The 12,426-nt window shown below is 64.4% G+C and carries 10 protein-coding genes; 1 reads left to right on the top strand and 9 read right to left on the bottom strand.

Annotation, left to right across the window (positions count from 1 at the left end):
- Nucleotides 1–231: 231 nt before the first annotated feature.
- A complete protein-coding gene (locus J7548_RS14525) occupies nucleotides 232–549 on the top strand; it encodes a hypothetical protein (RefSeq protein WP_290975445.1) in 318 nt (105 codons plus the stop codon).
- Nucleotides 550–568: 19 nt separating this feature from the next.
- Here the strand turns inward: J7548_RS14525 and J7548_RS14520 are convergent, their stop codons facing one another.
- The 9 genes from J7548_RS14520 to J7548_RS14480 form a co-directional block, all read right to left on the bottom strand.
- Entirely contained in the window at nucleotides 569–1,885 is a 1,317-nt protein-coding gene (locus tag J7548_RS14520; RefSeq protein WP_290975443.1) for a DUF2863 family protein, read from the bottom strand.
- Nucleotides 1,882–2,808, bottom strand: coding sequence for a DMT family transporter (locus tag J7548_RS14515; protein WP_290975440.1), 927 nt, complete (start codon nucleotides 2,806–2,808; stop codon nucleotides 1,882–1,884). The genes J7548_RS14520 and J7548_RS14515 overlap by 4 nt, the downstream gene beginning before the upstream one ends.
- Nucleotides 2,809–3,039: 231 nt before the next feature.
- Nucleotides 3,040–3,861, bottom strand: a complete 822-nt coding sequence (locus tag J7548_RS14510; RefSeq protein WP_290975438.1) for a MetQ/NlpA family ABC transporter substrate-binding protein — start codon at nucleotides 3,859–3,861, stop codon at nucleotides 3,040–3,042.
- Nucleotides 3,862–3,979: 118 nt separating this feature from the next.
- Nucleotides 3,980–5,362 (bottom strand): LLM class flavin-dependent oxidoreductase, encoded by a 1,383-nt coding sequence (locus tag J7548_RS14505; RefSeq protein ID WP_290975436.1) that lies wholly within the window; start codon nucleotides 5,360–5,362, stop codon nucleotides 3,980–3,982.
- Nucleotides 5,363–5,373: 11 nt separating this feature from the next.
- Nucleotides 5,374–6,636: an SfnB family sulfur acquisition oxidoreductase gene (locus J7548_RS14500; RefSeq protein WP_290975434.1), complete on the bottom strand. Its 1,263-nt coding sequence runs from the start codon at nucleotides 6,634–6,636 to the stop codon at nucleotides 5,374–5,376.
- A gap of 36 nt (nucleotides 6,637–6,672) precedes the next feature.
- Nucleotides 6,673–7,920 carry an SfnB family sulfur acquisition oxidoreductase gene (locus tag J7548_RS14495; RefSeq protein WP_290975432.1) on the bottom strand — a complete coding sequence of 416 codons (1,248 nt, stop codon included), beginning with the start codon at nucleotides 7,918–7,920 and terminating at the stop codon, nucleotides 6,673–6,675.
- A 161-nt stretch (nucleotides 7,921–8,081) separates the two neighbouring features.
- Nucleotides 8,082–9,476, bottom strand: a complete 1,395-nt coding sequence (locus J7548_RS14490) for a porin family protein (RefSeq protein ID WP_290975430.1) — start codon at nucleotides 9,474–9,476, stop codon at nucleotides 8,082–8,084.
- 98 nt (nucleotides 9,477–9,574) lie between these two features.
- Nucleotides 9,575–10,948 carry a hypothetical protein gene (locus J7548_RS14485; protein ID WP_290975428.1) on the bottom strand — a complete coding sequence of 458 codons (1,374 nt, stop codon included), beginning with the start codon at nucleotides 10,946–10,948 and terminating at the stop codon, nucleotides 9,575–9,577.
- A 179-nt stretch (nucleotides 10,949–11,127) separates the two neighbouring features.
- Nucleotides 11,128–12,375, bottom strand: a complete 1,248-nt coding sequence (locus J7548_RS14480; protein WP_290975426.1) for a hypothetical protein — start codon at nucleotides 12,373–12,375, stop codon at nucleotides 11,128–11,130.
- Nucleotides 12,376–12,426: the final 51 nt, after the last annotated feature.

Raw genomic sequence — 12,426 nt, 5'->3', positions numbered from 1 at the left:
CCATTTGCTGGCCAGTCGCGGCAGGCCGGCGGGGAGTTCGCAGACTTCGGCTTGAACCTGGGGACAAGGCTTCGAGATGGCTATCGACGCCGCGCCGTCCTTGCAAATCCCGGCATTTTTTTAACAGCAACGGCATCGGCGTAAATCAAGGTAAGAAGCCCCCTGCCGCCGTCCCCCAACGCTTACGCTGAGACCCCTGCGGCAACAATGCCGCGGCAAGAGGGGGAACTCATGCGCACACTACATCCACCATCACGATATCTGCTGGCGGCCTGCATCGGCGCCGGCGCGCTGGCCGGCTGCGCCAGCTTCAGCGAAGTCAAACCCGAGGAACGCGACATGTTCATGGTCACCGCCACCGGGGTGAGCTACACCATGTCGATCCCGGCGCTGACGGCCGCCGCCAAAGAAAAAGCCGAGGCCTTCTGCGGCAGGCAGCAGATGAATGCCGACCTGCGCCAACTGGTGCGCGGCTGGCGGCCGATGCAAGTCGACCTGTATTTCCGCTGCCAGCCCAAGGGCCTCAGCCTGCAGGCGCTGCTGGACTGAACTGCCGGCCGGTGGGGAATCAGGCCGGGAAATCGCGCTCGCGCAATACGCTGCCGTCGGCGGCAAAACCATCGGCCAGCCTGAACTGCGCCACGCCCAGCGTGCCGACCGCATCGGCGGCGTCCAGCAGTTGCGCATGCGGGTCGCCGTCCAGCACCAGGGACGATTGCGCCAGCGCCTTGCCGGCGGCGCGCAACTGCACCTGCAGGACGGTCTCGCCGTCTTCATCGGCCACCGCGAAGATCGCGGCAGTATCGGCGGTGGATGCGCCCGATTGCGCCAGGCCGTGCTCCAGTTCCGACATCATCTGCAGCATGCCGTATTCGGCATTTCCGGTTTGCTTGCCGCCGTGGAACAGGTCCTGGTACATGAAGTGCAGCTCGCACTGCGCCGCCTCGCCGGACTGGCCGGTCAGGCACCGCTGCATCAGCGGCGTATGCCGCTCGGCCCAGGCGCGGAAGCGGCCGGCGCGCTGTTCGAAATAGGCGTCGGCGGCGGCCTCGTCCTGCGGGATCGCGTAGAAGGGATCGTCCAGGTCCTTCAGGGCGAAGCCGAGCAAAAAGCGCAGTTCCAGCACTTCATCATCCGCCGCGAAACCGTTCGCCGGCCAGCCGCGCATGCTGCGCTCGATGGCCGGCACGCTCATCACCTTCTTGTCGGTCAGCGAAGCGAAGGCGTCGCGGTTCATGGCTTCGACATCGCTGTAGGTCAGCGCGCCGATCTCGTCCGGGTGGTACAGGTGGTGCACCAGCACCACGCGGGCCTTGGCGCTTTCCAGCCCGGCTTCCTGCAGGCTAGCGCGCAGGGTGTCGAAGGCGTCGCCGTCGGCGAACACGCGTTCGGCCTGCAAACCGCCCCGGGTGCGCGCCAGGAACGGGATCAGGAAGGCGTTGATTTCCATTTCCTTGTCGCCGCGGCGCATCAGCACGACATCGGCGCTCTCTTCCACCACCGCGCGCAGCAAGGCATGGCCGCGGCTGTCTTCGAAGCGCAGGTGTTCCAGCGCTTCATACAGGGTTTCGTCGTCGCGCTGGCGCAGGCACTTGCGGATCATGCGCTCCAACTCGTCCTGGCCGACGCGGCGACCGGCCGCATCCGGTTCGCCGGCGGCCACGGCGGCGGCCAGCGCGGCCAGTTGCAAGACCTGCTCTTCGCCCTCGTCCAGCACTTGCGACGCGGCGTGGGCGTTATGCTGGCGGCGGCGCGAGGCGTCGGTGGCGACGTGGGTTTTCGGCTTGTCCTTGGCCGGGCCTTGCGGCTTGGCGGCCGCCTTGGCGTTCGGTTTCGCTTGCGGCTTGGCTTGCGGTTTGCCCTGCGGGCGGGTCGGTTTGTTCATGGCTGTTCCTCAGTCTTGGTCGCGCCGCCGGGCAAGGTCGCCAGCAGCATGCCGGCCAGCGCCACGGCGAAGGCCGCGCCCTGCAATGCGCTCAGGCTTTCGCCCAGGGCGGCCACGCCGACCAGCGCGGCGCTGACCGGCAGCATCACGGTGAATACGCCGGCGCGGCCGGCCGGCACCACCTTCAGGCCGGTCATCCACAGCCACACGGTCCACACGCTGGCGGCCAGCGCGTAGAACACCAGCAGCACCCAGATATTGGCCGGGACGGCGCCGAAGTCGAAATGCAATGCGGTATAAAAACCCATGGGCGTCATCAATGCCAGGCCCCACAGGTTGATGATGGAACTGATGCGCTTGGGGGTGAGCACGGCGGTCAGCTTCTTGCCGATCACGGCATACGAAGCCTCGCACAGCACCGCGCCGAACACCAGCAGGTTGCCCAGCCAGGCATATTGGCCGTGCGCCTCGCCGGCGCCGTGGGTGTTCTTGGCCAGCGACAGCATGCCGATGCCCAACGCGCCGCAAGCCACCGCGCCCCACACGCGCAGGGTGATTTTTTCTTTCAGGAAGATCCAGCTCATCAGCGCCACCACGGCCGGGATGGCCGACATGATCACGCCGGCCGAGACCGCGCTGGTCATCGACACGCCGGTGATCATGCAGATCGTGAACAGGAAATTGCCGAGGAAGGATTCCAGGAACACCAGCCGGCGCGACTGCGGCGACAGCGGCTTTTCGGTGGCGGGCTTCTTCAGCCAGCGCAACATGGCGACGGCGCCGATGCCGAAGCGCAACCATGCCAGCAGGAAGACCGGCAGCGTCGCTGCCAGCGGTTTGGTCAGCGCGACGTAAGCGCCGACCATGGACATGCTCAGCATCAGGCAGCCGTAGCCCACGGCCCGGCTCGGGGTATAGCTCATTGGTTCCTTGTCTGGTGGGGTGGCGCTGGGGCAAAGCCGACAGTGCGGGCCGCCCAGGCAAGGCTGCATTTTAATCTGAAACGAACCGGCGACCGGAATGCCGAACGTCCAGGTCCTGGCTGGGCGTATCCGGGGATTGGACAAGCAAGGATAGGGGCGGAGAATGCCCCTGCCGCTACGCTGGCATACCGTCACGTGACGACGGCAGCGCAACGGGAAACATTACCAAGGCTACCAGGCCGCCAGGATACCGTCCTTGAATTCGGTTTCGATAAAGCGCTTCACTTCATCCGATTGATAGGCCTGTATCAGTCTGGGCAGCCAGGGCTGCTCCTTGTCTTTCACCCGCACGGCGATCAGGCAGGCATAGGGACTGTCGCCATTCTCCACCACCAGGCTGTCCTTGGCGGGGTTCAAGCCGGCCTTGGCGGCGTAGTCGGCATTGACTGCGGAGGCATCGAGATCATCCAGCGTGCGCGGCAGCTGCGCCGCGTCGATCTCGATGAACTTCCACTTCTTCGGATTCTCGACGATATCGATGGGGGTGGCGTTGACCCCGGTCAGCGCGTCGATGCCGGCGCGCAGCTTGATCGCGCCATGCTTTTGCAACAGCAGGAGAACACGACTTTCATTGGCCGGATCGTTGGGGATGCCGATCTTGGCGCCGGCAGGGATATCCTCCAGCTTGCGATACTTCTTCGAGTAGATCGCCATCGGCCCGATCATGGTCTTGCCGGTGCCGTACAGCTTGTAGCCGCGTGCCTTGATCTGCGCATTGAGGAAGGGCCGGTGCTGGTAGCTGTTGGCGTCCAACTCGCCGGCATCGAGCGCGGCATTGGGCTGGATGTAGTCGTTGAACTCGACGATCCTGATCTTGTAGCCCGGATTGTCGCGTTCGAACACGCGCCTGGCGGCCTCAAAGATCTGCGCATGCGGCCCGCTGGTGACGCCGACCTTCAGCACCCGATCTTGTGCCTGTGCCGGCATCTGCACGACCAGCCCGAGCGCCAATGCTGCCACTGCCCCAATCCATTTCGCCACAGCGTATTTCATCCTTCGTCCCTAACAAGAAAAACAACCAATGTAGCGACGGCGCCGTCAGGGAGGAACGAATCTTTTCCGGCTTGAATATATGCCGTCCGCATTTGCGCACGGCGGGAAAGTCTCTGCTTCAATAAGCGTGCGAAACCGCTTCGCCCACACGGAACGCCGCGGCGGCATGGTTCTGCGGCAAGACCGGCGCGCCGCCGAACAGCTTTTCGCGCAGCGTACCACCGGCATAGTCGCGCTTGTAGGAGCCGCGCTCCTGCAACACCGGGATCACCAGGTCGACGAAGTCTTCGAAGCTCTCCGGCGTGACCGTGCGGGTGAGGTTGAAGCCGTCGATGCCGGTGTCGGCCACCCATGACTCCAGTTCCTCCGCCACCTGCACCGGCGAGCCGACCACGGCGGCGTAGCGCCCGCCCAGTTCAAGCTGTTGCAGCAGCTTGCGCTTGGTCCAGTTGAGTTCGGGATTGGTCACGGTCTTGGCCAGCGACTCGATGGAGTTGGTCTTGGCCGCGCGGATCGGTTCGTCCAGGTCGTATTGCGAGAAGTCGATGCCGGTGCCGGCCGAGAAATGCGCCAGCCCCGCTTCCGGGCTGGCATAGCTGGCGTATTCGCGGTACTTGTCGCGCGCGGCCTGTTCGGTGGCGGCGGTGACCACGGTCAGGCCCATGAAGATCTTGATGTCGTCCGGGTTGCGTCCGGCGCGCACTGCGCCTTCGCGGATGCCCTGCACCAGCTTGCGGGCGGCGTCGCGGGTCTGGCTGGAGATGAACACGCACTCGGCATGCCGGGCGCCGAAGGCCTGCCCGCGCCCGGACGAGCCGGCCTGGTACAGCACCGGCGTGCGCTGGCGCGACGGCTCCGACAGGTGGATGCCCTCGACACGGTAATAGTCGCCGTTGTGGCGGATCTTGTGCACCTTGGCCGGGTCGGCGTAGACGCGGCTGGCGCGGTCACGCACTACGGCGCCGTCTTCCCAGCTGCCTTCCCACAGCTTGTAGACCACTTCCATGAATTCGTCGGCGCGGTCGTAGCGCTGGTCGTGCTCCAGCTGCTCGGTCAGGCCCATGGCGCGGGCGGCGCTGTCGAGATAGCCGGTGACGATGTTCCAGCCGATGCGGCCCTTGGTGAGGTGGTCGAGCGTGGACATGCGGCGCGCGAACAGGAACGGCGCCTCATAGGTCAGGTTGGCGGTGATGCCGAAACCGAGGTGTTCGGTGACTGCCGCCATCGCCGACACCAGCAACAGCGGGTCGTTGACCGGCAACTGGATCGACTCGCGTAGCGTGATGTCGACCGACTGCTGGTAGACGTCGTAGACGCCGACGATGTCGGCCAAAAACAGGCCGTCGAACTTGCCGCGCTCCAGCAGTTTGGCCAGGTGCGTCCAGTAGGCGATGTCGGTGTAATCCTGCGAACGGTCGCGCGGATGCGTCCACAGGCCGTGGTTGATGTGGTTCACGCAGTTCATGTTGAACGCGTTGAGCCGGATCTGTTTCTTGCTCATCGGCGGCTCCCTTACAGCGCGCCGTGGCGCGGCGGCTTCTTGCCGTTGAGGTAGAAGTTGCCGATGGCGTGGTACTTCCAGCGCACCGGGTCGTGCAGCGTGTGGGTGCGGGCGTTGCGCCAGTGGCGGTCGAGGTTGTGTTCGGCCAGCGTCGATTGCGATCCGGCCAGCTCGAACAGCTTGCTGCCGGCCGCCAGCGAGACTTCGGTGGTCAGCACGCGCGCTTCGGCAACGGCGATCGAGGCGATGGCCACGCTGTCTTCGGTGGGTTCGGCGGCGGCCGCATCGACCTTGCGGCCGGCGCGTTGCACCAGGGCCTCGGCGGCATGCAACTGGATGGTCAGGTCGCCGACTTCGCGAATGGTGAGCGGGTCGTCGCCGGCGCGTTCGACGCCGCTGTCGACCCAGGGCCGCGAACGCGTCTGCACGAATTCGAGCAGGTCGCGGTAGGCCGCGCGGGCGATGCCCAGGTCGATGGCGGCATGCTGGATCTGCGCCATCGGGCCGATCTGGGTCGGGCGCGTGAAGGCGCTGGCAAAGCCGATCACGGCGTCGGCCGGCACGTGCACGTTCTCGAACACGGCGCTGCCGCTGCCGGTGGTGCGCTGGCCGAAGCCGGACCAGTCGTCGATGATGGTCAGGCCCGGCGCATGGCGCGGCACGATGGCCAATTGCTGCACGCCGGCTTCGTCGATTACCGAGGTCGGCACCCAGTCGGCATACAGCGCGCCGGTGGCGTAGAACTTGCGGCCGTTGATGCGGTAGCCGGGGCCGTTCGGGTCGCGCGTGAGGCTGGTCTTGCGGTCGTGCGAGGTTTTGGTGCCCAACTCGGCCAGCGCGTTGCCGAAGCGGTCGCCTTGCAGCACGCGTTCGAAGAAGAAGCGTTTCTGCGATTCGTTGCCGTTGACGCGAATCAGCTCGACCGCATAGAAATGGTTCTGCGGAATCTGGCCGATGGAGCCATCGCCCGAGGAGATGGTGGCGATCACCTCGGCCAGCGTGCCGTAGGAGACGCCGGCGCCGCCGTATTGCTTGGGCACGGTGATGCCCCACAGGCCGGAGCGCACGTAACGGTCCAGCTCGTCCCAGGGCAGCTTGCGCTCGCGGTCGCGCAAGGCGGATTCGCGCCGGAAATCCTCGGCCAGCTTGCGCGCCACGGCCAGCGCTTCGGCATCGTCGCGGATGCGGGCGACGATGCGCGAAGTGGCGGCAGCCGAGGATGGCGGCAGGGAGTCGAGTGTGGTGGCAGAAGTAGCGGCGGCGGTTTGGGTCATGGCGTTTTTCGTACAGTAGGACGGAGACGGAGCGCTTCAGCTCCAGGAATGGCGCGGCGGCGGCGTGCCGTTCAGGGCGTAGTTGCCGACCGCGTAGTATTTCCAGCGCACCGGGTCGTGCAGTGTGTGCACGCGCGCATTGCGCCAGTGGCGGTCGAGGTTGTGGACAGCCAGCGTGGCGGCCGAACCGGCCAGTTCAAACAGTTTTTCCGAAGCCAGCAGCGACAGCTCGGTGGAAAGCACCTTGGCTTCGGCCACGGCGACCGAGGCCTCGGCCATCTGTTCGAACGTGATCTTCCCGGGCAAGGCGTCCAGCACGCCGGCGGCGCGTTCCAGCAAGGCGTCGGCGGCATGCAGGCGCAGCTTGAGGTTGCCGATGTCGCGGATGATGTAAGGGTCATCCGAAGCGCGCTCGAGGCCGCTGTCGGCATAGGGGCGGGAACGCGTGCTCACGAAGCCGATGGCGTCATCCACGGCGGCGCGGGCGATGCCGGCGTCGATGGCGGCCTGGATCAGTTGCGATACCGGCCCGATGTTGTTGGGCTGTTTCAGGAAATCCTTCACGTGCAGCACCTGCGCGGCTGGCACGCGCACGCGCTCGAACACCACGCTGCCGCTGGCGGTGGTGCGTTGGCCGAAGCTGGACCAGTCGTCGATGACGCGCAAACCCGGCGCGTCGTGGCGGTTGTAGACGAACAGCGGCTGGTCGTTGTCGTCCAGCGCGCGGCTGGGGATCCAGTGCGCGTACAGCGCTCCGGTGGAATAGAAGCGGGTGCCGGTCAGGAAGTAGCTGCCGTCGCCGGAATGCAGGTCCAGCGTGGCGCGGGTGCGCACGTCGAGCACGTTCTTGCTGTTGCGCTCTGGGCCGGCGTTGCCGAAGCGCGCGCCTTGCAGCGCCTGGTCGAAGAAGAAGCGTTTCTGCTCCTCGCTGCCGGCGTTGGCGATCACGTTGAGGTTGCCGAAGTGGTTCTGCGGAATCTGGCCGATGGAAGGATCGGCGGCGGAAATGATCTTGAACACCTCGGCCACCGTGTTCCACGAGGCGCCGATGCCGCCATAGGCGCGCGGCACCGAGATCGCCCACAGCCCGCTGCGCGAGAAACGCTCGATTTCCTCGAACGGCAGGCGGCGTCCGCGGTCGCGCCCGGCGGCGCCTGGGGCGAATTCCCCGGCCAGTTCGTGCGCCACCTGCAGCGCATGCTCGTCGCTGGCGATACGCTGGGCGGATGGGGGCGAAATGCGGTGCGCGCTTGGCGCGCGCGAGGCGTCGATGACGGCGGACATGAAACGATGATCCTTCCTGGTATGCCCGGCGCTGCCTCGATATGGGCGAGCCGGGGCGGAGGATCATTAAAGCAAAGCGCGGCGCCGGACAGAACTAAGCATTCCGCATGTGCTTGCTTGGATTTCTCATGTTGCGTCTGTTACGTCTGCGACCCAAGCCATCAGAACTGCATCTGCACGCCCAGGCTGAACATGTTGCGGCGGAAATCGCTGTAGGCGATGTTGGAAGGGTTGTCGATATTGGTGTACTGGGCGCGCACCACCATGTTGCGCCCGACATAGCGGCTCACGTCCCACAGCGCCGACAGCGAAACCACCGTCTGGCGGTCGGTACGCGGCTCGGCGAACAGCGCCATGGCCTGGTCGTAGCGCACGTCGGTATAGCTGAGGTTGGCCCCCAGCAGCAGGTCCGGATGGATACGGTATTGCAGATAGGCGCTCGGCCCCGACAGGCGGCGCGAATAGACCGCGGCCTCGGCTTGCTCGCGCTGCCACAGGTATTCGCCGCCGACTTGCAATTGCGGCGTCAACTGCGCCAGCGCGCCCAGCCCGCCTTGCCAGGCGTCGGCGTTACGGTTGGCGTCGGTGTGCACGGTGCGCCGGGCATAGCCGCCGGTCGCGGTCAACGACACGGCATCGGTCACGCTGCGCGCCACGCGTCCTGTCACACCCGGCGTACTCTCTTGCAAATGGCCGTCCAGCCGCGTATAGCGCACGTTGGGCTGAATGCTGGCCGCCCATGCCTTGTCGGTGTAGACCAAGGCGGCCGCCAGCGTGGTGGTGTCGTTGTTGTAGTCCTGCCGCTCGAAATAGCCGGTGCCGAACCAGGCGCCCTGGAACAGCAGGGAAAAGCGGCCGTCCAGCGGGATGCCGTAGCTGGCGTTGACGCCCATCGCCGCGCCGGCCGACTTGTGCGGCATGGCGTCCGCGACCAGGTCGAAGGTAACCGGGATGCCGCCGATCACCGCCGGCACGCTGCGCGAGACCGGCCCGGCGTTGATGTTGTCGTCCCAGGTCAGCCCCATGTACACCTGCAGCGCCCAGGGCTTGGCCTTGTTGGCGGCATTGGCGGCCAGCGCCGCCGGGTCGTTGGCGCGCAGCTGCGCGGCGGCGCTTTCAAGCTGGTCGCGCTCGGGACCGGCGCTTTGCCCGGCCGCAGCGCTCAGCATGGCCGATGAGTCCTGGCTGCGCCCCATGGCCAGGTACAGACCGGCCAGCTCGACCTTGACCGAAGGGTCGTCCGGCGCCAGGGCGATGGCCCGGCGGTAGTAGTCCTCTGCCGCCTCGCGTTCGCGCAGGGCCGATGAGCAACGCGCCAGCAGGCGCACCCGCTCGGCCTCGGTATTGGCGTCCGGAAGGCTGCCCTTGAGCAGGCGACACGCCATCTCCGGCTGTCGTTCTGCCAGCAGTTTTCGCGCGAAGGCGATTTCCAGCAGCGCCTGCTGGTGGATATTGCGGTCGCTTGCCGCGGCGACGTCCGCCAGCTCGGCGGAGGACGCGGCAACCTGGGCTTGCGCCTGCGGACATGCCGCCAGCAGCGTGGCAACGGGAAGCACGGACAACGCGCGGGCGAAAAGAGACTGGCGAGAAGAAGGCATAGGAGTTGAAGAGGAATGGAAACTGGCCGGATGGCGGCGATGCAAGGTGGTCGTATTCATCGCCGCGCCTGGAAATTACCTATGCCGCTTACCGAGAAGGAAGTATTTTGGAAGTACCACTGGCCCGCCAGTTGTTCGGCCGAGGGGCCGTAGAACTGACTGTTCAACGTCCCCGTCACCGACTGCCCGCTATACGTACCGGTCATGGTTCCAACCAGCACCGTGCCCATTTTCGTCATGGTGAAATTGGTGCCGCCCCGGCCGCCGTCAAAGGCAATGTTGCCGGAGATAGCGGGCTGTGCGCCGTTTATCCTGGCGAAATCGACCGTAGCCTGAATGGTTCCGCTGACTGCCGCGCCACTACCGAGCGCGCCGCTGATGTTGCCGTTATAAGTCGCCAGCAGGCTGGTCGGCCAACTGGCCACCGGCGTTACCAGGCCCGCCGTGACATAGTCATAGCTCAGTTGTTGAGACTGCTGCGATTGCTGTACAGCGGCGACGGCCGAAGTTTGCTGGCTTTGCTGCAAGGCGTCCTGGACGGCAGAAGATGGGTTGCTGGTGTTGGTGCTGGTACTGGCGTTGCCATTGCTGGAAGAGCTGCTGATGTTGGCCATGGAATTCATCATGGCCTGGACACCATTGACGATCGGCGCGAGGGATCCCGTTGAGATGGTCCCTGGCGTTATCACTGCTGTGCTGCCGCTATTGAGAGCGAGGAGGGCACTGCTAAGATCCATTGGGGAAATCCCTATTGATCCCACTCCTCCCGGGACCGGTGCGCCCGAAAGTTGCGCCTGCGCCTGCGGATTGCCGCTCCCTGCACCGAGATAGGTAGCCAGGCTCGGATTTCCGGCTGGACTAGAGGGCTGGGGGGCATTCCTGGTCGCTTCCGGTTCCCGCAAGTTGTGCGCCATATCCCGCAGCAGGAAGCCCTCCTGCTCAACCTGTTTCCTGACCTGCTCCAGCTGTGGGGTCTGGAGCTGCTTTTGCCGTTGCGTCTGCAGCAGTTCCTGTTGCAACAGCTTGGTCTGCTCTTGCCTCTTCCGTTGTTCCTGCTCTTTCAGCTTGGTTTGCTTCTGCTCCTCCAGACCGGGTTTGACCTGCTTCTGCCGTTGCTTCCTCAACAATTCCTGTTGCAGCAACTTGGTCTGCTCTTGCTTCTTCAGCTGTTCCTGCTCTTTCAGATTGGTTTGCTGCGGCTCCCCCGATCCAGGTTTGTCCTGCTCCTGCCGTTGCTTTTGCAGCAACTCCTTCTGCTGGGCCAGTTCCTTGCGCAAGGCTTCGAGCTGGCCATAGGTGCTTTGCAGCGATGCCTCGCTGATGGGTTGGGACTGCGGTTGCGATTGCGCCTGCGCGGCGGCGCCGGCCAGCAATGCGATTGCGCCGGCGGCACAGGGCAACGGCAAAAGGAAAGGATGTCGAGCAGGCATGGCGCAATGCCGGACAACGCGCCGGCCAATGTTGAAGTGCCTTCATGCTAAGTGCCGGCCATGCCCTGGTAAATACTGCATATGTAGTATTTTGCGGGTGTTGAGAGAGCCGTATTGCCGGGAAAACAAGATGGGAGCGGAGGATAATTAAAGCAAAGCGCGGCGCCGGACAGCCGCGTTCATCGCTGCGCCTGGAAGTTGCCGTTGCCGGTCAGCGTGGCGCCGGCATTTTGCATGCTCCACTGGCCCGCCATCTGTTCAGCCGCCGGGCCGTAAAACACGCCATTCATCACATAGCCGGTCACGGCTTGCCCGCCATATGTGCCGGACATGGAACCGCCAATGTAGCCGCCCAACTGCGAGAGGGTGAAACTGGTGCTGCCCTGGCCACCGGCGAACGTGATGCTGCCGGGAATGCTGGGCGTCATGTTGCGTATCGTGGAGAAATCGACCGTGGCCTGGAATACTCCGCTGACTGCCGCGCCGTTGTTGAGCGTGCCGCCGACGTTGCCGGTATAGGTCGCCACCAGGCTGGTCGGCCAACTGGCTATCGGCGTCACCAGGCCCGCCGTGACATAGCCATAACTTAACTGCTGTGATTGCACAGTAGCTGCGGCCAAGGTTTGCTGCAATGCGTCTTGCACGGAAGCAGTCGGATTACCGGTGTTGCCCCCGGTACTGGAAGATGTGCTGGCCGGCATCGATGCCATCACAGCAGTAATCAGCGGTGGGGTATTCGTGGCGATATCCGTGATCGCTATCGTACCGGCGGCAATTGACGCCCCCGGATCGGACATGCCCGTGAGTTGCGCCTGTGCCTGCTGATCGCCCCGTCCGGCGCCGAAATAGGTCGCCAGGGTTCCTGGGTTCGACTGCTCTTGAATCGGCTCTTGCTGTTCTTGTTTGGTTGTTTCCGCCTGCTTCTGAACCGACTCTGGTTGCTGCTGCTTGGCTTGTTCCGGCTGCTCTTTAGCCTGCTCTTGCTGCTCCTTCTTGGTTTTCTCCAACAGCTGCTGCATCAACTCTTGCTTTTTCTTGGCTATTTCTTGCTCTATCAGCTTGGTTTTTTCCAACTCCCGCTGTTGCTGGGTCTGTAGTTGCTGCTTGGTTTCTTCCTGCTGCTTCTGGGTCAGCGCTTGCTGCTGCTGTTTGGTCTGCTCCAACAACTTCTGCAGCAGTTCCTGTTTGGTTTTTCCCGGATCCTGTTTCAGCAGCTGCTCCAGCTCCAACTGCTGCTGGGCCAATTCCTGTTGCAACTCCGTAGCGCTGCGTTCGGTTCCAGGCTGGGGCGCATTCGACTGTATGGGCTGAATCAACTGTGTCGACAGCGGCGACATCGATGGCGACAACGACGTTGGTCCTGGAACAGCAGCGAACTGTTGTGCCTGGACCAACTGCTGCCGCAACGCTTCGATCTGGCTGTACATATCTTGCCGCGACACTCCGTCAAGCGACTGTGCCTGTGCGACGGCGCCGGC

The organism is Herbaspirillum sp. (assembly GCF_017744395.1).
GTDB lineage: Bacteria > Pseudomonadota > Gammaproteobacteria > Burkholderiales > Burkholderiaceae_D > Herbaspirillum.
Note: the sequence above shows the minus strand (reverse complement) of the source record. Positions and strands in the feature narration are given on the sequence as shown.